This window comes from Cupriavidus sp. USMAA2-4 (assembly GCF_001854305.1).
GTDB classification, from domain to species: domain Bacteria; phylum Pseudomonadota; class Gammaproteobacteria; order Burkholderiales; family Burkholderiaceae; genus Cupriavidus; species Cupriavidus malaysiensis.
The window spans coordinates 1,552,931-1,576,920 of the sequence record NZ_CP017749.1 but is presented as its reverse complement, the minus strand read 5'-3'; the positions used below and the strand labels follow the sequence as shown (position 1 = coordinate 1,576,920).

The following is a 23,990-nucleotide window of genomic DNA, read 5'->3' as shown; positions in this document are numbered from 1 at the left end:
GATGGAATCGGGAGAATCTTCAACCATCCTGTTGCGGCTATCATTTCGCCCTGGCCCGGTCGACACGCTTGATTGCCAACGGCGGGAGGTCCCGCACACACCGACAGACAGACAGACGATATCCGCCTCCATGTCCCGATTCGCCCTATCCATCGTCAAACCCGCCGTAGACGACATCCTGTCCGGAACCAAGCAGGTAGAAATCCGTTCCTGGCTCCCACCGAAGATCCCGATGCGCGATCTGGTGCTGGTACAGAACACGATCTTTCTACGCCAGGACGGACAAGAAGACCCGAACGGCATCGCCCTCGCCGTGGTCGATATCGTAGGCGTACACGATTGGACGCCGGAGATAGCCCGCGCCCAAGGCAAGCAATGGAGTGCCGGCTACGTGTGCTGGGAACTGGCGAATGTGCGAGCGATCGACCCGCCGGCCCCATGCGTGGCCAAGCGCGGCATCTACGCGGTGGAGCTGCTTCAGGACCCGGTAGCGTAGCCAGGTCGCCAGCGGATTCGGCGACCTGGAATCCGTTGCCGCCATCGATACCCAGATCATGACGCTGACCCTACATCCCCTCCTTCCGGACTCGGCAAGCGACGCCGCGCAAGTCTGGCGCATCTTCAGCGAAGCGCCTTCGTATTCGCAACGGGTCGAGGGACGCCCGCCTGCGCATGCCGACGTCGAGGACTTTTTCCACGGCATGCCTGCCGGTAAGGAAGCCTCCGATAAATTCCTGATCGGGCTCCATGCCGGCACGGAGATGGTGGGCTGCGCCGACGTGATTCGCGCCTACCCAGCCCGCGACTGTGCGTTCATCGGCTTGTTGCTCGTCTCGGAAGCCCATCAGGGCCGGGGCTGCGGCAGGACTGCATTGGGCCTGATCGAGGCCATGGCGCGCGGCTGGGACTGCACGAGGCTGCGGCTGGCGGTGATTTCCACGAATCCACGCGCGTTCGCGTTCTGGCAGCGGGAGGGCTTCGGCATCGTGGATCGCAGGAGCATTCCGCGCTTCACCGGTGACGTCATCGTGATGGAGCGCGCCATACGGTAGCCTCCCTCCGGTCCCTGCCACCGCATTCCTCCGGCTTCCGGCCGCAAGCACCTGCCAATGTCCAGGCCTGGGCATCGATCGGGGCCCAGGCTCGCGGCACCTTTCCCTCGTGGGCACGTCGGCGCTCCCGCCGCGGTGCGCGCGGAATCGACGCGGAGAGAATGCGCCCCGCTCTTCCATCCCGCTAAAGCCTTCCGGCGCTATCGCCGTTAATCGCGACGAGCGGAACTCTGCCACGGCACGCAGCATCTGCCGCGCGGCGGGTTCCACGTCGAAGACGATAGCGCCGTTCGAGGCGCAGATGAGGACATCACAGGGATGAAACGGTATGCAAGCAGCCTGCTGCTGGGCTTGGCGAGCCTGAGCGCAGTGGCACAAGAAGCGCCGAAAGAGGGGAATGTGGCAGCGGCTCCCGCCACGGCGGAAGCCAATCTGCCAGAAGGCGTGACCACCGAAAAGGATCCGCTCAAGCAGGCTTACCTGGCCAAGGCAGCGTTGAAGCCAGCGCTGTTCCGCCCCAGCGAAAACATGCCGCAGGTGGTCAACGAGGACCTGCTGCGCGGCATGTCGGAGAGCGGCAAGGCACCGGGCAACGCGTCGGAGTTCGTCGGCTACCTGCCGAAGCTGAAGGTTCTGCCCTGCGCCCAGGGCTGCGAGGGCAAGGACTACGAGCGCGCCGTGGCAGAGTTCATCAAGGGCTACCGGGGCAATGGCAGGTCCTTCAAGGAACGCGGCGAGATGATTGTCCAGGTCCGCTGGTACAACACGCGCCCCTTCCTGATGCGCAAGCTCCCCTACGGTGCCGATGTATTCGGCGTGTCGTTCCTGCTCGAAGGCAAGCTGGTCTCGCTTGGCAAGAAGTCCGGTGTCGGCGTGTCCGTCAGCTCGTACGAACTCGCTCGCGAGATCGGCGCACGGCTGGCCACCGAACTTGCCTTCACGCTGGGGATGGGCGTGAAGCCGACCTACCTCTCGGTCACGAACCATCTCAGCACCGGCGTCGGCGGTGCGGTGATGGCCGCGGGCGCCACGGTGGACGGCATGCTCGGCGTGGAAGACGTCCGCCCGCGCATCGAACCTGCCACCGAGGCGGACAACAAGCTGCTGCCCGCCATGGACGGCATCAAGCCGGGAGAAGTCGAGCCCATCGCCGCCATGCACTACATCAATTCGATCGTGTTCTGAGGCAGCAGCCCCGGTCTCAAGCGCAGTCGAATACGGAGAAGACCATGTTGGATGTGCTCAACATCTTGAACGGAGTATTCCTCGTTGGCGTAGTGGCGTCCAATATCACGCTTTATGCCGACGCGGATTTCATCCATGCCGACCAGGACACGCTCGACACGGCTACGGCCGTCAGCATGCACAGGGAATGGTGGCGGGATGACAGCCAGTGCAGATTTCTCGGACTGATGGTGCCGTTCGCCCGCGATTGGCCGGAAACGCAGAAGCACGGCGACATCGAGACCATCAACCCGCCCGCCCCGGACAAGATCGCGGGCCAGGCATTCCTGATCAACCGCAAGGTCTGCCCCGGCAAGGCAGACGAGGCCATCTTCCGCGTGGCCGATCGCTGGCGGAGCACGGGCAAGCTGCTGGAGAAGCATCACTTCGGCGCGGAAGACCTGTCCGGCATGCGGGAGGAATACCGCCCCAAGTGGCTCCCGCAGGTACTGGCGCGCATCGAACGGCTTGCGCAGCGTGACAAGGAGGCCAGGGCATTCCTCGACTTCACCGCTGCCGCTGCCGCTGCCGCAGCCGCTGCCAAGGCCGGACCAGGAGCGCAGCAGCCTGCGGCGGCAGGCGTCCGGGAAACGGTGCCTGCCGGTGATTCGGCCGGCACCGCGAGCGCCGCCGGCAGGACGGATAGCGCACGATAAGTTCGCCGGTCATCGCAGGGTCCCGCCGATGCCACGCGTCGGCGGGCGGCGCACCATGGCACACCACCGCGAAATCAACGTCTTGCGACGATCCGAATGGGAGACGAGACGCTCCCCAAGAGCGCCGCCCTTCCTTTGACATCGAGCGGGACAGTCACTCACATCCCGCCATACCGCGCATCATAGACCCACCGCCTCACCTTCCCCCACCCCAGCCGCCCCGCCTCCGCATGCGCCGGATTCACCAGCACATTCCACTCTTCCGGCACCACGATCGAAGGCACCAGCAACAGCGCGGAGCGGCCGGCGGCCACCCAATCCTCGCCCGCATCCAGGCTGACCTTGCCGGCCGGCACGGCATCCCAGCCGATCGGCGCCGTGGCGGCCGTGAGGCGGCCGGCGGCTTCCCAGACGTCGTCGGGGATATCGATGCGCACCAGGTAGCGGTTCAGCGGCAGCCCGCCGGCGCCGATGTGCACCAGCGTTTCCAGGCAGGCCAGCGCGATGGACGAGGCCGCGTACACCATCGGGGTGCCTTTGCGGTTCCAGCGGCCGCCGGTGATCCTGGCGCCGGTGCCGCTGGGGTCGTCGGCGGTGTAGGTCGGGGTGTCGGTGGCAATGCGCCAGGCCGTCCTCACGCGTAGGCCCCGCTTTCCATCTTGGCGAGCAGGTCGGCCACGATCTGCTGGCCGGCGACGGTGTCCATCAGGTCCGCGGGCCGTTCGCCGCCGAGGGCCGGGGCCGGCTGGTCGAGCCAGTGCGCGACCCACTGCGCGGCATTGAAGCCGGCCGGCTGGCCGGAGCGCTCGACCAGCGCCTGGACCTGGCCCACCAGCTTGGCCATGCCGATCACACGCTCGCTCTGGTCGCTCGACAGCCGTTCGTCGGCCTTGGCCTTGCGGTCGACGGTGGCGCGCGGCAGTTGCAGGGTGCGCATCAGGGTGTCCTTGCTCAGCCCCATGCGTTCGGCCAGCACGGCGATCTCGCTGGCGGGGATGCCGGCGCGGATCAGGGCGATCACGCGCAGGGTGCCGGCGGTGGATTGCGAGGCTTCATAGAAGGCGCGGAAGTCCTCGATGCCGTGCAGTTCGCTGTGTTTGGTGCCGCGCTTGACGGCGTGGCGCGCGGGGGCCGCGCGGCGCGTGGCCGGGGTGCGGCGTGGCTTGGCTTCGGCGGTGGTTTGCATCGCGGACTCCCAAATGAGTATTGATTGTAGCTCAAATGGTAACTCCCGCCGGCGGGGATGGCGGCACCGGCGGGCACCGGGTGCCCCTGGCGCCAAGCCAGGCTCAGGCGCCAGGACTCAGATCCAGCTCATAGCTGGTACTCCGCCCACCGGAGGCCGATTTCCGCAGCACGCCTTGCGCCAGCAGGTCATTGATATCCCGCAGCGCGGTATCCGGCGAGCATTTGGCAATGGCCGCCCACTTGCCGGTGGTGAGCTTGCCCTCGAAGCCGTCGAGCAGTCGGTTGATCAGCTTCACCTGCCGTTCGTTCAGCGGCCTTCCGGCCAGGCGCTGCCAGAACCGTGCCTTGGCCAGGACCGCATCCAGGGTGTGTTGGGCGTAGTCGAGCGCACGGCCCAGGGCGTCGAGGAACCAGGCAAGCCAAGCGGTGGCGTCGAGCGTGCCCTTCTGCGTGCGTTCCAGGATGTCGTAGTAGGCCTTGCGCTCACGCTGGATCTGCGCGGACAGGCTGTAGAAGCGCTGCGGGCTGCCATCGGCGCGTGCCAGCAGCAGATCACCGATGGCGCGGGCGATGCGGCCGTTACCGTCGTCGAAGGGGTGCAGGGTGACGAACCACAAGTGGGCCAGGCCTGCCTTGATGAGCGGCGGCTCGGCGGTGCCGCCATTGAGCCAGGCGAGGAAGCGCGCCGTCTCGGCCTCCAGCCGATCGGCGGGCGGCGCCTCGAAATGCACGCGTTGGCGACCGATGGGGCCGGATACCACCTGCATGGGCCCGCCGCCATCGTCGCGCCAGCCGCCGACCCGGATCCTGGAGAGGCCGGAGTAGCCGGTGGGAAAGAGTGCCGCGTGCCAGCCGAAAAGCCGTTCCCGGGATACCGGCACCTTACTGTTGGCGGTGGCATCGAGAATCATCTCGACCACGCCTTCGACGTGCCGATCCACGGGGGCCAGCGCACCGATATCGACACCGAGCCGGCGGGCGATGCTGGAGCGCACGGACTCGACGTTCAGCCGCTCGCCCTCGATTTCGCTGGTCTTCACCACGTCATCGGTGAGCGCCGCGAGGCTGGCCTCGTCGCGCAGTGCCATGCCGACGTCCGCCAGCCTCCCCAGCAGCATGCCCTGAGCATGGCTGACTGCCGACATCGGACCAGCCAGTGCGGCAAGATCGAACTGCCAGGCTGGCCAGCCGTCGGCCTGCCAGATATAGAGGTATTCACCGCGTTCCATGCGGTGATTATGAGGACCCCTCTCCGCATGCACAAGAGATTCGACGTACATCTTGCGGAGATTGGGCAATCCATTCGCCGCGCCAAAACGGAAATCGCCTTATTCACCGCATATTATTCGGCGAATAAGCCCACCAATCTCCGCGTCCCGCCACGGCACCCCAGTCAACCCGACCCCGCCCTCACTCCCGCCGCGCCCACCACCGCGCCGGCACCGGCCGAACGGCGTTGCGCGTCGCTCACGGCGGCAGATGGCTACGCCACCGGGTGAGTCACCGCCTCAGCCACAGCGTCGCCGCCAATCCCGACTGGCTGCCGGACATGAGCGGCCGCCTGAAGGAAATCACCGCGCCCACGCTGATCACCTGGGGCCGCGACGACCGCTTCGTCCCGCTCGACAGCGGCCTGCGCATGCTGTGGGGCCTGCCCGACGCGCAGATGCACGTCTTCAGCCGCTGCGGGCACTGGGCGCAATGGGAGCACGCGGAGCGCTTCAACCGGCTGGTGCTGGATTTCCTCGCCGAGTCAGCAAAGTGAGCAAGGCGCGCCGCGGCGGGATCGCGCCCGGCTCTGCCGCTCGCGCGGCCGGCGCCGCAAGCCATCAAGCGGCGACAGCGAAGGTCATGCGGCCTCGCCCGCCGGCGGCGCCGCATGACACACGGCCTCGACGCGGTTGCCGGCGGGGTCGATCAGGAAGGCGGCGTAGTAATCGCGGTGGTAGTGCGGCCTCAAGCCGGGCTCGCCGTCAGAGCGGCCGCCGGCCGACAGCCCGGCCTGGAAGAAGGCATCCACCTGCGCGCGCGAAGGTGCCTTGAAGCACCAATGCCGCTTGCTGTCGCCGACCTCACCGGAACCCTGATAGACCGCCAGGAAGGTGGATGCCGTGTCGTCCGCGCTGCAGCGCTCGCCGTAGCCGACTGCGGCGGGCCGGTCATAGACCTTGCGCGCGCCCAGGGCATCCATGACGGCATCGTAGAAGGGCCGCGCCACCTCGATATCGGGCACGCTGATCGAGACGTGGTCAAGCAGGTGCATTGTTCTTCTCCATCGGTCCTGTTGGTCCTGTTGAACTCGCGCGAGTCTATACGAGATCGGACTTTCGTGAAGGATGGGTCCATCGTCCCGGACGGGAAGATGGACCTGGCACCGGCCGCCGCGAGATCGCCTGTGCCAACAGGTAGAGCAGGCTTGGACGCGGCGCGACGCGGCGCTTCGTTCTATCCTTGATGGGCGGGCGTACCGGGCGCATTCTGCAGCCGGGCCCGCGCCATGGCGATCGGCAGGCCTGCCGTCACGGCTCCGGAAGCCGGGCGTGGATACGATGACGCGGCGACGCGGTAGCGATATGAACCGGGTTCACGCAAAAAGCGTGGTGTGCGGACTGATGCTTGCCTGCCTGTCGGCGGCTTGCGTATCGACGACGGGCGTCAAGGTCGAGCCGGAGCAGTTGGCGAACTTCATCCCGGGTTTCTCCACCCTGGATGACGTCACCGGCCAGCTCGGAACGCCCACGTCCCAGGCGACGCTGGGCGACGGCTCGACCGTGCTGGTCTACTCGTTTGCGACCGCCAAGCCTCACGCCGAGAGCCTGATTCCGCTCATCGGCCCGCTGTTTTCCGGCAACGACATCCAGTCGTCCACGGTCCTGTTCGAGTTCGACCAGAACGGGGTGCTCAGGAGCCAGCGCAAGTCGGGCTCCAGCGGGACTTCGGGCCTGACCGTACTGCCTCATCGTCGGGACGGCCAGGACTAGGACGCATCGCCGATCCGCGCGGTGGCGAGCGGGGTGGCGAGGTGACGCGGGAGCCTGCCCTGCCCTGCCCTGCCAAGCGAATGGGAAGACGGCCTTTCGTCCGGGAGCCATCCTGACGGCAGTGACGGCGTCAGGATGAAAAGCCCACGGACGCGCCGGCATTCGGGAGGTCCTCCCCCCGGCAGCAGGTCATGGTGAAGCGGGTGCTCAGGATCCGCTGGCCGGGGCGATGTTCTGGTTCGCCCGGAACAGGTTCTGCGGGTCGTAGGTCTGCTTGATCTGCGCGAGCCTCGCGTAGTTCGGCCCGTAGGCCGCGCCGATGCGCCCGCCCTCCTCCTCGGTCAGGAAATTGACGTAGACGCTGCCGGCGGCGAACGGTTCGGTGACACGGAAGAAGTCGCGCGCCCAGGCGATGCAGGCCTGGTCTTCGTCGGGACGTTCCCAGCGGGCATGCACGTTCATCACGAAGCGGGCGTCGCGGTGGTGGTAGGCCATGGCGTCGGGCGCGACCCGGCTGGCCTGGCCGCCGATCAGGCCGATGAAGATGTCGGTCAGCGGCGACGGCAGGCGCGCGGCATAGTCGACCATGGCGTCGATGGCCTCATCCGGCAAGGTGGCGAAGTTGTGCGACTTCCAGTAGTTGCGCGCCCCGGGGCCGAGGAGCGGGTCAAACATCTTCTGCCACGCGGTGTAGGGCATCACGCCGACGTGGGCGCCCAACGGCGTGCCGAAGGCATGTACGGGCGCGAGCAGCGCTTGCCCCTGGGCCGGGTCGCCGGCGTAGAAGACCGGCAGCGCGAGGATGTCGGTGCCGTGCACGGACGACGGCAGGAACGGCAGCGGTGGCGCCTTGCGCAGCACCACCCAGACGCTCAGCTCATCGGGCATGGTGTCGACGAAGGCCCGGTACTTGCGCAGCACCGACTTGGCCTCGTCGGCGGGGAAGACGATCAGGCCGGCCAGCACGTCCGGCCCCACCGTGTGCAAGCGGAATTCGAACAGTGTCACCACGCCGAAATTGCCGCCGCCGCCACGGAGCGCCCAGAACAAGTCCGGATGTTCCTTTTGATTGGCAAGCAGGCGCTGGCCGTCTGCCGTCACCACGTCGCAGGAGACGAGGTTGTCGACGGTCATGCCGTACTTGCGCGAGAGCCAGCCGAAGCCGCCGCCCAGCGTCAGGCCGGCGACGCCGGTGGTCGAGTTGATGCCCAGCGGCGTGGCCAGGCCGACCGCCAGCGCCTCGTGGTCGAAGTCGCCCAGGGTGGCCCCCGGCTCGACGTAGGCGCGACGGGTGGCAAGGTTGATCTGCACGGACCGCATGCGCGAGAAGTCGATCACCAGTCCGTCGTCGCAGAGCGCGCTGCCGGCGATGTTGTGTCCGCCGCCGCGCACCGCCAACTGCAGGCCGTTGTCGCGGGCGAAGTTCACCGCCGCCACCACGTCGGCCACGCCGGCGCACTGCACCATCAGTGCGGGGCGCTTGTCGCACATGGCGTTCCAGATCGCGCGCGCGGCGTCGTAGCCGGCATCGGTGGGGGTCAGGACGGCGCCGCGCAGGTTCTGACGCAGTGCGTCAACGCGGTCATTCGGAATCGCAGGCATAACAGCCCTCCTTGCTTCATACAGCGGCCGGACGCCGCCGGGCGGAGGAAGCCCGCCCGGATCCCTGGCCAGAATTGCCCGAGCCTTGTCACAATGCATGAAACGAGCCATCCGGCACCGCAGGCTGGTTGCACGGCGACCAGGCATCTGGGCGGTGCGCAAAATGCCTCCTTCTGTTACAGCGCTGATCCAGCCTCATGCCGACGTTCCGGATCGCGCGAGGTGTGCCGTACCGTCCATGGCTGCGTCCCGCTTGACCAACAGCCGCTCGCCACCTTGAATCCAGGAAAATGGGGACAGCCACGGACTTCCTGAGGCGAGCGACCTGATCGTCTCGTTCCGTTTCGCCCGCCCCCGGGGAGAGGGGTGTATGGGCGGTCACACCGAGCGCGCCGCACCGCGCATGCCGAGCCGAGCCAATACGACCGGAACCACGGGAGGCAGCGTCGGCGGCTGCCTCTGCTTGGTCAAAACCGTGAATTCGACGGCACCCCGACTCCGGGTCGAGCGCGAACCTCAGCGCTTCCGGCTGCGCCCGTCAGTCATCAGCAACCGGTCTCATCAACGCCGCCGTGCGGGCGCCGGTCGTCTTCCCTGCGGCAGGTCTGCGTCAGGAATGAAACGCCTCTTATGGCTTCGCTTCGCGCCGCTGCGCCATGTCGATAATCGGCGCCCGGTACCCAGGTGGCATGCGGGATGCCGATTTTCCCGTCGGGCGGATTGACGCCGAGGCGTGGTCTTTGGGAGAGATGGAAAATGCGAATCGATCGACTGTTGCTTGCTGGCGTCGTTGCCCTGGGTGTCCTCGCTCCAGGACAGGCGAACGGTGAGGTAACGGAAACGCGAACCGGCACGCACCTCATCACGCTAGGTACGCGCGGCGGGCCGATTCCCGCCAAGGACAGGGCGCAGTCGTCGAATCTGTTGATCGTCGACGGGACGTACTATCTTGTGGACGCCGGCGATGGCGTGCTGCGCCGCTTGACGCAGGCGGGAGCCAGTTTCCGCCAGATCGGGCAGGTATTCATCACGCACGGCCACGATGACCACACTGCAGGGTTGGGCACCCTCATGTCGGTTGCATGGGATTTTCAGCGCCATGATCCCATCGCCGTCTATGGCCCGCCCGGGACTGTCGCGCTGGTGAAAGGCGCCATTCAGTACTTTACGGTGAATGCGGAAATCCGCTGGGCCGAAGGCAGGCGCACGCCGCTCGAGGATGTCTTCGTCGGCCATGATGTTGCGCCAGGGGTGGTCTACCAGGACAAGAACATCCAGGTAAGCGCTGTCGAGAACACGCACTTCCATATCCCGGAGGGCAGTCCATATTATGGCAAGTACAAATCCTATGCCTATCGCTTCCAGACACCCGACCGCGTCATCGTCTTTACTGGCGACACCGGTCCCAGCGACGCGGTGACCGAATTGGCAAGGAATGCCGATACCCTCGTGTCGGAGGTCGGCTCCAGCGAAGACGTGAAGCAGGTGTTGATCCGGAACGGGACTTGGCAAAGCATGACCGCGCAACAACAAGCCGCGTTCATGCGGCATGAAGTCGAGGAGCATCTGACGCCGGATGAGGTCGGGAAAATGGCGGCGCGCGCTAAGGTCAAGACGGTGATATTGACTCACCTCCTGCCGACGGTCGACGAGCATGACGATTACGAGCGCTATGTGACCGAGGTCAAGAAATCCTTCTCCGGACAAGTGGTCGTTGCCAAGGACCTGATGGAGTTCTGACCTGATCTGGCCGACGTGCGCGGACGGCTGCTCGCGGGGAAGCCGACTGAGCGCATGGGCCGACGCCTTGCGTCCCAGGCCGGCTGCGGTGGCACAATCCGGGTCTGCTTGGACTACTGGAGCGCTCGGCATGCGGATACTCGTTATCGAAGACGACGCCGGCATTGCGGCCAACCTCTACGATTATCTCGAACACACAGGCTACGAAGTCGACCTGGCATCGAACGGCATCGCCGGCTTGCAGCTGGCGCTATCGCAGCCGTGGGATGCCATCCTGCTGGACCTCTCATTGCCCGGCATGGATGGCCTGGCACTGTGCCGCAAGCTGCGCGAGGAAGCGCGCCGGGATACGCCCGTGCTGATGCTGACCGCCAAGGATACCCTCGACGACAAGCTCAGCGGATTCACGCATGGCGCCGACGACTACCTGGTCAAGCCGTTCTCGCTGAAGGAGGTCGGCGCGCGCCTGGGCGCGCTGATCAAGCGCTACAAGGGCCAGGTCGCGCAGGGCATCTTGTGCTGCGCGGACGTCCGCCTGGACCTGGCCACCTTGACGGTCATGCGTGCCGGCCGTCAGGTCAAGCTGCCGCCGAAGTGCCTGCAACTGTTGCGTATCCTGATGCAGTCGCCGGCTCGCGTCTTCAGCCGGGTCGAACTCGAGACACAGGTGTGGGGCGAAGCACTTGGCGACAGCGATACGCTGCGGGCGCACGTCTACACGCTGCGCCGTGCGCTGACGGCCCCCGGCGAAACGAACCTCATCGAAACCGTGCACGGCCTGGGATACCGGTTCGTCGCAGGCCGTGCCGATGCGGAATAGCCTGCGCCTCAAGGTTGCGCTCGCCTTCTCGGCGGTGACGATCCTGCTGCTGATCGCCCAGGCGCTTGGCGTCAAGACACTGGCGGAGGCACAGGAGGAGCGTCTGATCGACGCGCTGATCCAGGAGGACATCGGCAACCTGCTGCAGTCGTACCGCAGCGATCCGGCCCTGCTGCCGCCCTTCGATCGGCACATGAATGGCTATGTATCGAGCGGTGCCCGGCAGCCGGTCGTGTTGCCGGCAGCGGTGAAGGATCTTCCGCCCGGCACGCACGAGATCCTCGTCGGCGGCCAGGAAATCCACGTTGCGGTCGCCCCGTTCGGCAACGCACGCTTGTACCGGGTCTACGATTTCGGCGCCTACGAGCAGCGCTTCAAGCAAGTCATCAACGCCCTCATGGCAGGCACCGGCGTCTTCGCCCTGCTGACGATCTGGCTTGCCTATGCCCTATCGGGCCTGCTGGTGCGTCAGGTGGGGGGGCTGGCCCGGCAGGTCAAGGCGCTCCGCCTTGGCGATGCGGCGTCGGTCAACCCCGGCCGGTATGACGAAGCCGAGGTCGCCGAACTGGCGAGCGCGTTCAATGCCTACCACCAGCGCATGTCCAGCATGGTGGAGCGCGAGAAGTCATTTACCGGGAACGTCAGCCATGAACTGCGCACCCCGCTGACCATCGTCAAGACCGGCTGCGAACTGCTCGATCAGGACGATGCGATCCGCGGCAAGTCCCGCGTACGGTTGCAGCAGATCGAACGCGCGGCCGACACGATGCGCGAGGTGATCGAAGCCCTGCTGATGCTGGCAAGAGAAGCGTCGGCCGAGCACCAGGAACCTGTGAACATGGCGGACATGGCCCGGACGGCGCTGGCGCCGTTCGCCGACAGCCTGGCCGCCAAGGGTGTCGAGGCGATGGTCGACATCGATCCTGGCCTGCATGTCACGGCGAATCGTCCAGCCCTTGCCATCGTGCTCTCGAACCTGGTCGACAATGCGGTGCGCCATACGGCACAGGGACACATCCGCTTCAGCTATGAGGACGGCAGGCTGGCGCTCGAGGATACCGGCGCGGGCATCTCCCCGCAGGCCTTGCCACATGTGTTCGAGCGCCTCTACCAGGCTGGGCCGGAAGAAGCCCGGGCAAGCGGTTGCGGCATTGGACTGGCGATCGTGAAACGGATCTGCGACCAGTATGGCTGGGCGATCGAACTGGACAGCGAACTCGGCCGTGGTACGCGCGCGTCACTTCGTTTCGCGCCCACCCCAGCATCGGGCGCGTCTTGACGGAAACTTCACAACCGCTTGCTTAGCATGGGGCCAAGTGCCGCCGTGTCGGCGGCGCACCGATCGGATCGTGCCGCCTGCACGCCTGCACGCCTGCTGTTCGCCGGTCGCCTGACCCATGTGTTGTGTCGACAAAACCTAACGAAACCCGTCCGGCGAAGTCGGATGACGCCGACGTCGCGGTGCGCTGCCGAGGCCTGAAGAAGGCGTTCGGCTCAGGCGATGCCCTGGCGCCAGCCCTGCGTGGCATCGACCTCGATATCCGCTACGGCGAACTGCTGATGCTGGTCGGCCCTTCCGGCAGCGGCAAGACCACGCTGCTGTCGATCATTGCCGGCATGCTCGATCGGGATGCCGGGCAATGCCGGGTCCTCGACCACGATTTCCAGCAGCTCGGCGCGGATGAGCGCGCACGCTTGCGAGGGGAGTCCATCGGGTTCGTGTTCCAGGCATTCAATCTGCTACCGACGCTCACGGTCGCCGAGAATGTCGCGGTGCCGCTGTTGATCCGGGGTACGCGGCGCAAGGAGGCCGTTGCCAAGGCGGAAGCCATGCTGGCAGCCGTCGGCTTGGATGAACGTGCGAATGCGCTGCCCGCACAGTTGAGCGGAGGCCAGCAACAGCGCGTCGCGATCGCCCGCGCGCTGATCCATGAGCCCAGGCTGATCGTCTGCGATGAGCCGACCAGCAATCTCGACCACGCAACCGGGCACCACGTCATGGCCTTGCTCCAGCGTGAAGCAAGGCAACCCGGGCGCTCCCTCATCGTCGTCACGCACGACAACCGCATATTCGAGTTTGCCGATCGCATCGCGTACCTGGACGACGGCATGATCGTCAGTGTCGATGGCCCGGCGCTACCGGGAGCGTTGCAATGATCCGCAGGCACCTGCTGCCGATACTCGCCGTGGCGGGGGTGATCGTCACGGTCATCGCCGTCGTCGTCGACAGCCGCCCGGCGGCCCCCAACGGTCCGGCAGTACCGCCTGCCACGGCACCGTTTGCCACCCAGGTGGCGGGGACCGGCGTCATCGAGGCGAACGGTGGCAACATCGCCGTCGGTACGCCCGTGCCCGGCATCGTTACCGGCATCTATGTCAAATGGGGCGACCGTGTGAAGGCGGGTGACCGGCTCTTCAAGCTCGACGATCGCGATCTGCAAGCGCAGTTGCTCCCGGCGCTGGCCACCGAGAAGGAGGCGGCGGCAAGGGCCGCGCAGGCCAGCGACCTGCTCAGGCTGGCCGAGAGTGTGCCGGATCCGCGCGCCATCAGCGTAGAGGAGCTGAGCAACCGCCGCTCGGCCGTAGCGATCAGCGCAGCCGTGCTCGCCGGGGCCAGGGCCCGGATCGCGCAGATCCGGCTGGACATCGAGCGCCGTACGGTATGCGCACTGACGCCGGGAAAGGTCCTGCAAGTCAATGTGCGGCCGGGCGAGTTTGCCCAGGACGCAGCGCCGGCCGTGCCCCCGATCGTGCTCGGCGACGACACCCGGCTCTATCTGCGCGTGGACATCGACGAGTTCGATGCGGGGCGGGTCCGGCCGGATGCGCCGGCGCAGGCCTTCGTCCGGGGCAATCCCGGCCTGCACACCGCGCTGCGGTTCGAACGAATCGAGCCATACGTCGTGCCTAAGACCACGCTGACCGGCCGCAGCACGGAGCGGACCGACGCGCGCGTGCTGCAGGTCATCTACAGCTTTGACCCGGCCTCGCTGCCGGGCACCTATGTCGGCCAGCAGGTCGATGTGTTCATCCAGGCGTCCGGGACGGCGTCTCCGGGGGCACCGGCATCATGATGGCCAGGCACCGCCGCTGCCTTCCCGCGATGTTGTGCGCGACCCTGTCCGCCTGCGCGGTCACGGCCGTCCCCACGCCGCCGGCGCCGGGCATGCCGGCACACTGGCACGAGGCGCCCGATAGCCACGTGTCGGCCACGCAGGCCGATGCGGCCTGGTGGACCACGTTCCACGACCAGGAGCTCGACCACCTGATCGAGCGCGCCCGGCAGTCCAACGTGGATCTCCAGCTCGCCCAGGCACGGTTGCGCGAGGCGCGTGCCAGGCGCACGATCGCAGGCGCCGCGCGGCTCCCGTCCATCGGCGCCGCGGCCTCCATGCGGCGCGAACAGGACAGCGAGAACGCACCGAACCCGCTGCTCGTGAAACGGGATGGCGAGATCGAGTCACCGGGCCAGCCGGAGAACCTGTTCCAGGCCGGCTTCGATGCGAAGTGGGAACTCGACCTGTTCGGCGCCACGCGCCGGGCCACCGAGGCGGCGCAGGCCGATCTCGATGCTGCCGCCTATGACCGTGGCGCCCTGCTGCTCTCGCTGCTCGCGGAAGTGTCGAGAAACTACATCGAGCTGCGAGGCATCCAGGCACAACGAGGTATCGCCCGCGCGAGCCTGGCAAGCCAGCAGGATACGCTGGCGCTGATCCGTGCGCGTCGCGCCGGCGGCCTGGCCGCGGACCTCGACGCTGCCCGCGCCGAGGCTCAGGTCGAACGCACGGCCGCCCGGTTGCCCGCGTTCGATTTGGCGTACAAGAAGGCGCTCCATCGCCTGGACGTGCTGGTCGGCGAGCCGCCCGGTACATTGGCGGACGAGTTGCGCACGGAACGGCCGCTGGCCGCCCCGCCAGCCCTGCCACCGCTGGGCCTGCCCTCGGACCTGCTGCGCCAGCGCCCCGACATTCGCAGTGCTGAACGCGCAGTGGCTGCAGCCGGCGCGCGGCTGGGGATGGCCAAGGCGGACCTCTATCCCAGGTTCACGCTGCTCGGCACGGTGGGGCTCGCCAGTGTGGCGGCAGGCAATCTCTTCTCCGGCGCCAGCGTGCTGTGGTCGGTCGGCCCGTCGATCACCTGGCCCATCCTGCGGGGGGGACAGGTGGTCGCCACCATCGAGGTGCGCGACGCCCAGCAGCAGCAGGCGCTGATCGCGTACCGCCGCGCGATCCTGCAGGGCATGGAGGATGCGGAGAACGCGATGGCCGGATACCGGCACGAGCAAGCGCGCCGGGCGGCTCTCGCCAGGACCGTCGACATGGAAGGACAAGCCGCCGCATTCGCCCAAGGGCGGTATCTGGGCGGCCTGGCCGACTTTCGCGAGGTGCTCGACGCGCAGCGCGCTCTCTTCCAGGCGCAAAGCGATCTGGCGTTAAGCGACACAGCCGTATCGCTCAGCCTGGTTGCCTTGTACAAGGCGCTTGGCGGCGGCTGGAACACGGACCCGCAAGGCGCGGGAGCGGCGCGGCCGCTGGACCAGGGAGGCGAGCCGAGGTGATCTACATTGCCGTCAGGATGCTGCTGGGAGATCGGGCCAAGTATGCCGGGCTGATTGCCGGCATCACGTTCACATCGTTCCTGGTCACCTTCGCCGCCTCGTATTTCACGGGCTTCATGACGCAGGGCTTCGCGCTCATCAGCGAGAACGGCGCGGCCGACGTCTGGGTGATGGAGCCGGCGGTGGAAGCGGTGGAGCAGACGACCAATATGTCCTGGGTGGCACTGGACCGCGTGCGCAGCGTGCAGGGCGTGGCGTCAGCGGTGCCGCTGGTCGTGGGTACGGTTCAGGCGCGCCTGCCGGGCGGACGGGTCCAGCCCTTCCAGGTCATCGGTGTCGACGATGCCTCACTGCCCGGCATTCCGCCCCTGCGCGACGGCCTCTCGCCCATGGCGCTGCGCGCGCCGGACGCGGTGGTCGTCGATGCCGGCGGCGCGGCCGACAAACTGGAGACCCCTGTCGACAAGGCAGACCAATGGCCGTTCGCCCACCCCCATCTTCAAGCGCCGACACGGGAACTCGCCGCGGGGGACGAACTGCTCGTCAACGACCGCCGTGTGCTGGTGGCAGGACGCTCCGACGGCCTGCCAAGGTATCCGCCCCGGCCATTGTTCTACACCACGCTGAGCCATGCCTTGCGCATCCTGCCTCCCGAGCGGCGGCAGCTTACGTTCGTCCTCGTGCGGGCGGCCAACGGCGTCGCGGCCCGGGGACTGGCGACACGCATCGAGGCGCAGACCGGCCTGCGGGCGCAGTCCTCGGCGGACTTCAAGGCCAGTACCGTGCGCTGGATCCTGGCCAACTCGGAAGACGTCGGCGACATCGCTGCCATGCTCACCTTGGCGATGTCGGTAGGCTTCGGCGTGACCGGCATCATGCTCTACATGTTTACCCAGGAGAATCTGCGCCAGTACGCCGTACTCAGCGCGATGGGCACGATGGCTCGGACGTTGCTCTCGATGATCTTCGCGCAGGCGGGACTGTGCGCATTGATCGGTACCGGGCTGGGCATCGGCCTCTGCAGCATGCTCGGCAGCCTCGCGGCCAATGCCGGCTTCCCATTCCGCATCATGTGGTTCACGCCGCTGTTCGGCGCCCTGATGGTGCTCGTGGTCAGCATCGTCGCGGCGGCACTCAGTGCGCGAACGGTGTTGAAACTGCAGCCCATGGTGGTCTTCTCGGGGCGCTGAGTGCCGGATTCCGGGCACGGTGGCGACAAGGGAAGAACCGCTCCGCCGGGTCACCGCCACGGCTCCGGGGGCGCAAGCGCGGCGCTAGCGGCCATTCGCCACTGGCTCACGACCGTCCAGCTCGCTCGCGAGGGTTGGCCGGGATTCGCAATGATGCCCGGCGGCAGCTCGCGCGTGGCGGAGGCGCGCCGGAACCCGGCTGTCAGGTGCGGATCTGCCCTGCGGGTTCCCGGCGGCGCAGGCGTTCAGTCGTCATCGTCGTCATGCCAGTGACGCCGTTCGCGCTGGCGCTCCCGCCATTCGTGTTCTCTCCACCGCTGCTCGCGCCACTGGCGCTCTCTCCAGGCGCGAGCCTGCCAAGCGTCATCGTAGTAGGCCGGAGCCGCGACGACGGGCGCCGGTTGGACGATGACCGGGGCCGGTTCGTAGTATTCGGGCGGCGGGGCGACAAATACTGGCGCCGGCAAGCCGATGCCGATGCCGACATCCACCCGCGCCTCAGCCATGTTGGAGCCCAGCGCCGTAACGCCGACCAGAAGCACGAGTGCTGCAGCCTTCCGCATGATTTCTCTCCTTTCGTCTCTTGCAGGGACTTTAGGTGAGCACGGCTCGGCCGTGTATTAGCAAATCCGCACAGCGGTGACTTTCTGTAACGCGACATCGTGGTGCCAGTTGCGCGGCCGGCTGGGCGCTCCGGCGCGGCCGGGCTTCTGCAGCCGAAGCGAGCCCGGGATATGGGCTTGCGAGGGCTTGCGAGGGCTCGCGAGGGCTCGCGAAGGCTCGCGACATCCTCGCGTCCAGATAGCGGCGCAGATAAGTGGTTGCATCGATACCAGGACGAGAATGCCCGGGGAAAAACGCACGGCTGGATTTGCGACTAGACTTAATCAAAAGACAAAGTTCATAGCCACTGACAAGTGGTGAAAGGAGTTCAAGCGCGAGCGAAATGGTCTGGGCGACCCTTTCTTGCCGGCAGCAGCCGGCATCCCTGGGGAAGTGTCGGTTACGAGTCAAGGATTCGCGCTTGATGGCAGGTCGAGCAGCGTGGAATGGGTGCCGAGGCGGATTACCGGATTGCCTGATTACCGGATTGCTTTGGATGCCGGCCGCATGACTGCAGGTTGAAGCCAATTCAACGCGTGCCGCATCGGCAACATTGATGACGGGATTCACTTGATATGGCAGGGGGTATGCCATGAGCACGATTCGCACTGTCGCGATGGCTGCTGCGGCGCTGATTTCTATAACGGGATGCACCGGAACTCCAACTGCGACCTACTACGACGATATCTATACCTTCGGATATGATTCCGGGATTCCCGGAAATACTGAAATCGCCGGGTATGATTCCGCCATCCCAGGGGATGCCTACACCTATTATGGATACCCGGACTGCAGATACCCATATGACGGATACGATTATTATTACCTCCACTGCGGATACCCCTATTACCCCGGGTATTACTATGGCGCCGCCGCCTTCCTCGATTCCGTGTTCATTGTGGACTTCCATCGCGCGCGGCATCATCGGTTTCATCACGGATTCCCGGACCGTGGCATGGGCTTCGCCAGCAGTCCGGGCATGAACCCGGGTGGCAGGCCGGGTAGGGTTCCTGGCGGCGGTCAGGCAATGCGCCCCGGTGGCGGTTCCGGCATGGGTTCCGGTCGCGGCAGTCCGGGCATGTTCGGTCGAAACAGTCGGCCCATGGAAATCGGTTCTGGTCCGAGCCTGGTTCATGCGGGCCGTCCGGAGACGTTCGCCGGCCATGGTCAGGCCATGGTCCCTGGTAGCGGTTCAGCCGTGGTCCACGTGGGTGGTCCGGTTGCGCTCCCCGACCGTGGTCGGACTACATCCCCCGGTGGCGGTCCGGCGATGAGTCGTGGCAATGTTGCAGGTATCGGCCATGGTGGCGGTGGCGGTGGCGGTCGAGGTATGGCGCGCGGCGGATTCGGTGGGATGTCCAATGGAGGCGGCCATTAGCCCTCTGAGCCGTTCCGGACGTCACACCGTTGGAACGCCTGAAGATCCTGGTCCGCGTGCTCACCTCCAGCGCCGGCAGCCGACCCGACGGATGACGCCATCACCTGATCCGGAAGGGCTGACCGCCGCGTCGTCGTGGGTCGCGACCACGTCGATCAGCTCGTTCTCCAGCGTGGAATCGTTGTAGATGGTGGCGTGGGTGGGCGCATGCATTGCGATGGTTGCCGCTACGCCTCGCAGCGAGAACTCAGGCGCCCGTGTTCCCCTGGCGCCGCAGCACGACATGCGTGGCCTTTTCCGATGCCACGAACTCAACGCATCCGTAGCCCAGCGCCCGCAAGTCGACCCCTTCGAGCAGCGATTCTCCCCGGCCCAGCAGGACCGGCGCGATGGCGATGTGCAGTTCATCAATGAGGCCCTCGCGAAGATACTGCCGGATCGTGTCCGGCCCGCCGCCGATCCGCACGTCCATGCCGGCCGCGGCCTCGCGTGCGCGGTCGAGCGCTGCGCGAATGCCTTCCGTGATGAAGTGGAACGTCGTGCCACCCTCCATCTCGATGGAAGGACGAGCATGATGGGTCAAGACGAAGACCGGCACGCGATACGGTGGACAATCTCCCCACCAGCCTTTCCAGCTTGTGTCCGGCCAGTCCCCACGAATGGGACCGAACATATTTCTTCCGAGAATCCAGGCCCCGACATCCTGGAAACCGCGGGCGGCGAAATCATCGTCGATCCCGGTCGTACCGCCGTCCTTGCCGAACAAGGTCCGCTGGAATGTGCGTGTCGGGACCAGCCACTGGTGCAGTTCCGTCCCGCCAATGCCAAGCGGATGGTCGATGTCCTGATCCGGACCGGCCCCGTAGCCGTCGAGCGAGATGGTGAAGCCGTCAACGCGAACGCGTGCCATCGTTTGCCTCCGTCTGGACGCCTGACAGGTAGTCGACGGACGCCGACGTCCGGTCATGCGTGTTGCAGCAGGGAGAGGTTGCGCCGCGCGTAGGCTCTTGTCTTCCCGGCGAGTCCCCTCCACAAGCCGTCTCGATACTACTGTAGTTGGTGGAATGCTCGATGGAGACGGCCATTCGCCACATGACGTTCGCCACCGCTTGATCAGCACGACATTGCCGATGCCTCGTCGGGCAAACGCGTGCCTCGGCTGATCGTCCGGAGGAAGGGCTTACCGCGCAACAACAAGGCCGCGGCGAAGCGGCGAAACACCGGATTGCCCGGCGCCCCACCGATGCGAAGACAGGCGCTTGCGACGGGTGATGCGCGCAGCCTTTCCCCGGAGCTCCTTGATGAACCTTTTTGCTTCTTCGCCGATTTCCGGGGCGGGGTGGGTGTCTCGAAACGACCCGTTGAATCCACGGACAGGAAGCTCCGCTCACCCCTCTCCCCCGGGGAGCCCAGAGCCCCCTAGAACTTCAATATCTCCCCCGCCGAATCCAGGATCCGGGCGGAAGACCGCTGGGCACCGCGCACGATGCGGTTCACGTCGTACGCCAGCAGACGTCCGTGCCGTTTGATCAGTCGCCCGTCGACCAGCACTGTGTCGACATTGCTGGTGGTGCCGCTCTGCACAATGGCCGTTTCGATATTGCCGATCGGCCAGATGTTCAGGTCCTTGGCCCGCACCAGGATGATGTCCGCGCGCTTGCCCTCGGTGATGGATCCGGTAATGTCGCCGATCCCCATGGCAACGGCCCCGTTGATCGTCGCCATTTCGATCACCTCTTGCACGCTGATGGCAGACGCCCGCTCGCTTGGCGTGCCGGCCCATGGCACCCCGAGATTCCAGGTGAAACGCATCATTTCGAACATATCCGGCGGGGCGATCGAGGTCGCGTCGCTGGACAATGAAATGGTCAGCCCGGCGGCGCGCATCGCGAACAGGGCGGCGCGGGCATCGCCCGTGCTGCTGAGCCGGAGTTCGGAATGTGTCGCGAACGAAAGCGGCGTCTTCGTACGTGCCATCGCCGCCAGGTCTTCAGTGGTCGCGGGGATGTAGTGCGCGATCATGAAATCCGGGCCGAGGTAGCCCCGCCTCTCGTAGTCGACGGCATCGACGTTGTTGGGGGACTCCTGCGGTGCATGGATGGCTACGGGAAGTCCGCTCGCCTTGACGAATTTCATTTCCTCGTGGAAGACCGCATCGGTACTTTGCTGCGGGCCGCGCAGGTTCAGTCCCAGATGAACCAGTCCGTCGAACGGGGAATCGGCACCGAACCATTCGCGCCGGACGCGCGCAAGATCGTGGTACCGGTTGACCTCGTCGACCGGTAGCTTGTCGATGTGCCCGTATGAGTAACGTGCGCGCAGCAGCGAGTGTTGGTGCGCGCGCAGCTCGGCGTCTGCGTGGGCCGGAGAGCGGGTATTGTGCGACCAGTTGTGCACGGTGGTGGTCCCGCCGTTCACCAGTTCGGCGCACGCGAGAAGTACGCTGTTATAGAAGTCCTCGGGCGTGTACAGGCCTGACGTGGCGCTCTTGGCGGGGTAGTAGGAAAAGCCACCGTTGCGCGCGGTGAAGCTGCGTCCGATCGCGCTCCACATGTGGTAGTGCGAGTTGACGAAGCCGGGCATCACGATCATGTCGGTGGCATCGATCAACTGCGCACCTGGCACACTCAATCCCCGGCCGATCCGTTCGATCACACCGTTCCGGATCAAGATGTCCGCCCGTGGCAGGACGCCCTGGTTCCGGTCTACCGTGATGACCATCCCATTCTTGATCAGGTAGGTGCCGCGACGGACCGCAGGCGCCGCCGATGGCGTGCCCGCCCGCGCCGGAGCGGCGAGCGAGGGTATCCCGGTGGTTGCCAGGGCGATCATTGCGCCCGCAGCCTTGGTGAATGCTCTTCTGGTGGTTCTCATATTGGTTTCCCGGTTCGACGCGGATGACAGGAGAGTCGGTGTTGTCAATGCGACTTGATAAAGAAGGCAATGGTCATGGCCAGCCCCGTCAGGACCACGAAGCCGCGCACCACGGCCGGCGGCAATCGCCGCGCCATCGCGCCGCCGAAATACCCGCCGGCGGTGGCGCCGGCGGCCATCCATAGGGCGTGCGTCCAGGCGATGGCACCGCTCGCCGCATAGATGGCGACGGCCATCAGCGTCAGGATCACGGAGACGAAGTTCTTGATGCCATTCATCCGGCTCAAATCGGTATGCCCGAGCGCGCTGAGAGCCGCCAGCAGCAAGATGCCGAGACCGCCGTTGAAATAGCCGCCATAGATCGCGATCGCAACGATGCCGATGTCCGCGCCCCGGTCGCGCCGGGCATCCGCCGCGGGGCGCCCTCGGCGCACGAGCCTTGGCCCGCAGGCAAAGAGAAGGGTCGCGGCCAGCAGCAGCCAAGGCACGATGCGGCCGAAGGCGCTGTTCGATGTCGACAACAGCAAGGCCGCGCCTGCCGCCCCGCCCAGCACTGACAACACCCCCATGCGAAGCAGCGAGGGCGACATCGGCCCGGACAGTTCCTTGCGCAGGGCCCAGGCACCCGCCACGTAGCCGGGCAGGAGCGCGGCAGTCCCCGTGGCATTGGCAGATACCAGCGGCACGCCGACCATCGCCAAGGCCGGCAGCGTCAGGAAGCTGCCGCCGCCTGCCACGGCATTCAGCGTGCCGGCCAGGGTCGCGGCGCCTCCGAGCAATACCCAATCCGCCGGCGTCATGGCTGGCGCACGCGCAGAGACATGCGATCGGTCCGCAGAGACATGGCGAGAGCGATCCCGACCACCGATAGCAAGGTGATCTGCAGGAAGCCGGCCGCGCTCCAGCCAAAGCGTGCCGCGATGCCGCCGATGATGTAACCGGCGAATGCGCCGGCGCCGTAGAGTGTGGTCACGAAGACACCGGTCGCGCGGTTCGTCAGCGAGGCGCGCACGGACTTGATGTGGTATCCGGCCAGGTTCACGTACAGCACGCCACTCACCACCAGCCCCCAGGCAAAGGACAGCACCGATTGGACCAGCATGCCCGTCGGCCCCGAGAACAGGAGGACGCCGAGCAAGCCGGCCCCCGCGAAGCTCAGCGACAGCACCAGTTTGGGATGAAAGCGGTCGCCGAGCCAGCCGCCGAAGATGGAGGCGAACACCCCGCCTCCGAAAATGCTCATGACCCGGCCGGTGTCGGCGGGCGTGTAGTGCAGATGCTCACGCAGATAGGTGGGATACATGCCGAGGTAGCCATAGATGCACAGTCCGCCGATGATGCTCATCCCGGTCAGCAGTACCGTGTTCCGGTTCCACATCGTCGTGGCACCGCGGGTGTCGATGCGGGTGTCGATGGTGCCGGCCTTCTCGGTCATGCGCTGGCTCACGGCCACCGCGATCAACGCCATCGCGGCAAATCCGGCCAGGCCGAACACGATCAGCGGCAAGCGCCAGTTGCGCTCGAAGCCGATCAGGTGCCCGCCGAGCAGCGGCCCCACGATGGCGCCGACACCGAAGGAGAAGTTGATGGCACCGACCGCAGTCGCGCGGAAGCGCGCGAAATAGCTCGCCGCGATGGCGATCACCACGGTCAGTTGCATCGCCTCGCCGATACCGGTGGCAGCGCGGTACACGATCATGTCGCCGAAGCCGCTCGAATAGGCAGTCAGCAGCGTGGCCAGCGAAAAGACCGCGATACCGAGCTGCAGCACGGCCTTGCGCGACCAGCGCGCCAGCAGGTATCCCGTCGGCACCCCCGCCAGCGCCATGCCAAGCGTGAAAATGGTCGAGAGCAGGCCGGTGTCGGCGAGGCCGAAGCCGAACTCCCTGCGCACATCCGCGGCGATCAGCGGAAAGATCTGCCGGTCCATCGCATTGAGCGCGTAAGAGGCGAGCAGCACGAGAAACATGCCAATCTCCAGGGCTGTGACGGGCGTTTCGCTGCGCCCCTCACCGGGCAGCGGATTGGCCGATGTCGCGGAATTCACTTGGTGTCTCCTTCTCGTCAAGCGAGATTGTTCTGGATTGCCCGGACTCAGGCCGGGCTCAGGCCGGACTCGGGCGG

General features: G+C 66.2%; 24 protein-coding genes and 1 pseudogene. 14 read left to right on the top strand and 11 right to left on the bottom strand.

What is annotated here, in order from left to right; translation table 11 throughout:
- Positions 1 to 130: 130 nt before the first annotated feature.
- The 4 genes from BKK79_RS27110 (at position 131) to BKK79_RS27095 (ending at position 2,932) form a co-directional block, all read left to right on the top strand.
- Positions 131 to 496, top strand: a complete 366-nt coding sequence (locus BKK79_RS27110; RefSeq protein WP_071039337.1) for an ASCH domain-containing protein — start codon at positions 131 to 133, stop codon at positions 494 to 496.
- 58 nt (positions 497 to 554) lie between these two features.
- A complete protein-coding gene (locus BKK79_RS27105) occupies positions 555 to 1,052 on the top strand; it encodes a GNAT family N-acetyltransferase (protein ID WP_071039336.1) in 498 nt (165 codons plus the stop codon).
- A gap of 318 nt (positions 1,053 to 1,370) precedes the next feature.
- Complete coding sequence (locus BKK79_RS27100) at positions 1,371 to 2,237, top strand: hypothetical protein (RefSeq protein WP_071039335.1); 867 nt, start codon at positions 1,371 to 1,373, stop codon at positions 2,235 to 2,237.
- 44 nt (positions 2,238 to 2,281) lie between these two features.
- Positions 2,282 to 2,932, top strand: coding sequence for a hypothetical protein (locus tag BKK79_RS27095; RefSeq protein ID WP_071039334.1), 651 nt, complete (start codon positions 2,282 to 2,284; stop codon positions 2,930 to 2,932).
- Between the two features lie 158 nt (positions 2,933 to 3,090).
- On the opposite strand, the gene BKK79_RS27090 is transcribed toward BKK79_RS27095, so the two are convergent.
- The 3 genes from BKK79_RS27090 to BKK79_RS27080 form a co-directional block, all read right to left on the bottom strand.
- Positions 3,091 to 3,570 (bottom strand): RES family NAD+ phosphorylase, encoded by a 480-nt coding sequence (locus BKK79_RS27090; RefSeq protein WP_071039333.1) that lies wholly within the window; start codon positions 3,568 to 3,570, stop codon positions 3,091 to 3,093.
- Positions 3,567 to 4,118 (bottom strand): type II RES/Xre toxin-antitoxin system antitoxin, encoded by a 552-nt coding sequence (parS, locus tag BKK79_RS27085; protein ID WP_071017048.1) that lies wholly within the window; start codon positions 4,116 to 4,118, stop codon positions 3,567 to 3,569. Before parS ends, BKK79_RS27090 begins: the two co-directional genes overlap by 4 nt.
- Before the next feature lie 103 nt (positions 4,119 to 4,221).
- Positions 4,222 to 5,349: a Fic family protein gene (locus tag BKK79_RS27080; RefSeq protein ID WP_071039332.1), complete on the bottom strand. Its 1,128-nt coding sequence runs from the start codon at positions 5,347 to 5,349 to the stop codon at positions 4,222 to 4,224.
- 287 nt (positions 5,350 to 5,636) lie between these two features.
- Here BKK79_RS27080 and BKK79_RS27075 point away from each other — a divergent pair.
- Positions 5,637 to 5,885, top strand: a pseudogene (locus tag BKK79_RS27075) (alpha/beta fold hydrolase); the annotation flags it as partial.
- A gap of 84 nt (positions 5,886 to 5,969) precedes the next feature.
- On the opposite strand, the gene BKK79_RS27070 reads toward BKK79_RS27075, so the two are convergent.
- Positions 5,970 to 6,383: a VOC family protein gene (locus BKK79_RS27070; RefSeq protein WP_071017060.1), complete on the bottom strand. Its 414-nt coding sequence runs from the start codon at positions 6,381 to 6,383 to the stop codon at positions 5,970 to 5,972.
- A 310-nt stretch (positions 6,384 to 6,693) separates the two neighbouring features.
- Between BKK79_RS27070 and BKK79_RS27065 the strand changes: the two genes are divergently transcribed.
- Positions 6,694 to 7,101, top strand: a complete 408-nt coding sequence (locus tag BKK79_RS27065; RefSeq protein ID WP_071039330.1) for a hypothetical protein — start codon at positions 6,694 to 6,696, stop codon at positions 7,099 to 7,101.
- Between the two features lie 207 nt (positions 7,102 to 7,308).
- Here BKK79_RS27065 and BKK79_RS27060 read toward each other — a convergent pair whose 3' ends face one another.
- The gene (locus BKK79_RS27060; RefSeq protein ID WP_071039329.1) at positions 7,309 to 8,703 is read right to left on the bottom strand and encodes an FAD-binding oxidoreductase; all 1,395 of its coding nucleotides are present in this window, start codon (positions 8,701 to 8,703) and stop codon (positions 7,309 to 7,311) included.
- Between the two features lie 756 nt (positions 8,704 to 9,459).
- On the opposite strand from BKK79_RS27060, the gene BKK79_RS27055 reads away from it, so the two are divergent.
- The 7 genes from BKK79_RS27055 to BKK79_RS27025 all read left to right on the top strand — a co-directional run bounded on the left by BKK79_RS27055 (position 9,460) and on the right by BKK79_RS27025 (position 17,011).
- On the top strand, positions 9,460 to 10,443 hold the full coding sequence (locus tag BKK79_RS27055) for an MBL fold metallo-hydrolase (protein WP_071039328.1): 984 nt from the start codon (positions 9,460 to 9,462) through the stop codon (positions 10,441 to 10,443).
- Between the two features lie 130 nt (positions 10,444 to 10,573).
- Complete coding sequence (locus tag BKK79_RS27050) at positions 10,574 to 11,263, top strand: response regulator transcription factor (RefSeq protein ID WP_071039327.1); 690 nt, start codon at positions 10,574 to 10,576, stop codon at positions 11,261 to 11,263.
- On the top strand, positions 11,253 to 12,542 hold the full coding sequence (locus tag BKK79_RS27045) for a sensor histidine kinase (protein WP_071039326.1): 1,290 nt from the start codon (positions 11,253 to 11,255) through the stop codon (positions 12,540 to 12,542). The genes BKK79_RS27050 and BKK79_RS27045 overlap by 11 nt, the downstream gene beginning before the upstream one ends.
- 125 nt (positions 12,543 to 12,667) lie before the next feature.
- A complete protein-coding gene (locus tag BKK79_RS27040; RefSeq protein WP_198173405.1) occupies positions 12,668 to 13,420 on the top strand; it encodes an ABC transporter ATP-binding protein in 753 nt (250 codons plus the stop codon).
- Positions 13,417 to 14,337, top strand: a complete 921-nt coding sequence (locus tag BKK79_RS27035) for an efflux RND transporter periplasmic adaptor subunit (RefSeq protein WP_071039324.1) — start codon at positions 13,417 to 13,419, stop codon at positions 14,335 to 14,337. Before BKK79_RS27040 ends, BKK79_RS27035 begins: the two co-directional genes overlap by 4 nt.
- Complete coding sequence (locus tag BKK79_RS27030; RefSeq protein WP_071039323.1) at positions 14,334 to 15,821, top strand: efflux transporter outer membrane subunit; 1,488 nt, start codon at positions 14,334 to 14,336, stop codon at positions 15,819 to 15,821. The genes BKK79_RS27035 and BKK79_RS27030 overlap by 4 nt, the downstream gene beginning before the upstream one ends.
- Entirely contained in the window at positions 15,818 to 17,011 is a 1,194-nt protein-coding gene (locus BKK79_RS27025) for an ABC transporter permease (protein ID WP_157128525.1), read from the top strand. Before BKK79_RS27030 ends, BKK79_RS27025 begins: the two co-directional genes overlap by 4 nt.
- Positions 17,012 to 17,256: 245 nt before the next feature.
- On the opposite strand, the gene BKK79_RS27020 is transcribed toward BKK79_RS27025, so the two are convergent.
- Positions 17,257 to 17,574, bottom strand: coding sequence for a hypothetical protein (locus BKK79_RS27020; RefSeq protein ID WP_071039322.1), 318 nt, complete (start codon positions 17,572 to 17,574; stop codon positions 17,257 to 17,259).
- 632 nt (positions 17,575 to 18,206) lie between these two features.
- Here BKK79_RS27020 and BKK79_RS40580 point away from each other — a divergent pair.
- A complete protein-coding gene (locus BKK79_RS40580; protein ID WP_157128524.1) occupies positions 18,207 to 18,992 on the top strand; it encodes a hypothetical protein in 786 nt (261 codons plus the stop codon).
- Positions 18,993 to 19,052: 60 nt separating this feature from the next.
- Here the strand turns inward: BKK79_RS40580 and BKK79_RS41230 are convergent, their stop codons facing one another.
- From BKK79_RS41230 to BKK79_RS27000, 5 genes are all read right to left on the bottom strand, one after another.
- Complete coding sequence (locus BKK79_RS41230; RefSeq protein ID WP_198173404.1) at positions 19,053 to 19,205, bottom strand: hypothetical protein; 153 nt, start codon at positions 19,203 to 19,205, stop codon at positions 19,053 to 19,055.
- 34 nt (positions 19,206 to 19,239) lie between these two features.
- Positions 19,240 to 19,902 carry a dihydrofolate reductase family protein gene (locus tag BKK79_RS27015; RefSeq protein WP_071039321.1) on the bottom strand — a complete coding sequence of 221 codons (663 nt, stop codon included), beginning with the start codon at positions 19,900 to 19,902 and terminating at the stop codon, positions 19,240 to 19,242.
- Positions 19,903 to 20,411: 509 nt separating this feature from the next.
- The gene (locus BKK79_RS27010) at positions 20,412 to 21,866 is read right to left on the bottom strand and encodes an amidohydrolase family protein (RefSeq protein ID WP_071039320.1); all 1,455 of its coding nucleotides are present in this window, start codon (positions 21,864 to 21,866) and stop codon (positions 20,412 to 20,414) included.
- A 44-nt stretch (positions 21,867 to 21,910) separates the two neighbouring features.
- Complete coding sequence (locus BKK79_RS27005; RefSeq protein ID WP_071017081.1) at positions 21,911 to 22,666, bottom strand: sulfite exporter TauE/SafE family protein; 756 nt, start codon at positions 22,664 to 22,666, stop codon at positions 21,911 to 21,913.
- Positions 22,663 to 23,913, bottom strand: a complete 1,251-nt coding sequence (locus tag BKK79_RS27000) for an MFS transporter (protein WP_071017082.1) — start codon at positions 23,911 to 23,913, stop codon at positions 22,663 to 22,665. The genes BKK79_RS27005 and BKK79_RS27000 overlap by 4 nt, the downstream gene beginning before the upstream one ends.
- Positions 23,914 to 23,990: the final 77 nt, after the last annotated feature.

Excerpts from the sequence above, each read along its gene's own strand:
- BKK79_RS40580 (WP_157128524.1), top strand. The coding sequence starts at position 18,207 with ATGAGCACGATTCGCACTGTCGCGATGGCTGCTGCGGCGCTGATTTCT.
- BKK79_RS27060 (WP_071039329.1), bottom strand. The coding sequence starts at position 8,703 with ATGCCTGCGATTCCGAATGACCGCGTTGACGCACTGCGTCAGAACCTG.
- BKK79_RS27005 (WP_071017081.1), bottom strand. The coding sequence starts at position 22,666 with ATGACGCCGGCGGATTGGGTATTGCTCGGAGGCGCCGCGACCCTGGCC.
- BKK79_RS27030 (WP_071039323.1), top strand. The coding sequence starts at position 14,334 with ATGATGGCCAGGCACCGCCGCTGCCTTCCCGCGATGTTGTGCGCGACC.
- BKK79_RS27095 (WP_071039334.1), top strand. The coding sequence starts at position 2,282 with ATGTTGGATGTGCTCAACATCTTGAACGGAGTATTCCTCGTTGGCGTA.
- BKK79_RS27035 (WP_071039324.1), top strand. The coding sequence starts at position 13,417 with ATGATCCGCAGGCACCTGCTGCCGATACTCGCCGTGGCGGGGGTGATC.
- BKK79_RS27045 (WP_071039326.1), top strand. The coding sequence starts at position 11,253 with ATGCGGAATAGCCTGCGCCTCAAGGTTGCGCTCGCCTTCTCGGCGGTG.
- BKK79_RS27110 (WP_071039337.1), top strand. The coding sequence starts at position 131 with ATGTCCCGATTCGCCCTATCCATCGTCAAACCCGCCGTAGACGACATC.
- BKK79_RS27070 (WP_071017060.1), bottom strand. The coding sequence starts at position 6,383 with ATGCACCTGCTTGACCACGTCTCGATCAGCGTGCCCGATATCGAGGTG.
- BKK79_RS27020 (WP_071039322.1), bottom strand. The coding sequence starts at position 17,574 with ATGCGGAAGGCTGCAGCACTCGTGCTTCTGGTCGGCGTTACGGCGCTG.
- BKK79_RS27065 (WP_071039330.1), top strand. The coding sequence starts at position 6,694 with ATGAACCGGGTTCACGCAAAAAGCGTGGTGTGCGGACTGATGCTTGCC.
- BKK79_RS27080 (WP_071039332.1), bottom strand. The coding sequence starts at position 5,349 with ATGGAACGCGGTGAATACCTCTATATCTGGCAGGCCGACGGCTGGCCA.
- BKK79_RS27050 (WP_071039327.1), top strand. The coding sequence starts at position 10,574 with ATGCGGATACTCGTTATCGAAGACGACGCCGGCATTGCGGCCAACCTC.
- BKK79_RS27055 (WP_071039328.1), top strand. The coding sequence starts at position 9,460 with ATGCGAATCGATCGACTGTTGCTTGCTGGCGTCGTTGCCCTGGGTGTC.
- BKK79_RS41230 (WP_198173404.1), bottom strand. The coding sequence starts at position 19,205 with ATGCATGCGCCCACCCACGCCACCATCTACAACGATTCCACGCTGGAG.
- parS (WP_071017048.1), bottom strand. The coding sequence starts at position 4,118 with ATGCAAACCACCGCCGAAGCCAAGCCACGCCGCACCCCGGCCACGCGC.
- BKK79_RS27105 (WP_071039336.1), top strand. The coding sequence starts at position 555 with ATGACGCTGACCCTACATCCCCTCCTTCCGGACTCGGCAAGCGACGCC.
- BKK79_RS27010 (WP_071039320.1), bottom strand. The coding sequence starts at position 21,866 with ATGAGAACCACCAGAAGAGCATTCACCAAGGCTGCGGGCGCAATGATC.
- BKK79_RS27015 (WP_071039321.1), bottom strand. The coding sequence starts at position 19,902 with ATGGCACGCGTTCGCGTTGACGGCTTCACCATCTCGCTCGACGGCTAC.
- BKK79_RS27100 (WP_071039335.1), top strand. The coding sequence starts at position 1,371 with ATGAAACGGTATGCAAGCAGCCTGCTGCTGGGCTTGGCGAGCCTGAGC.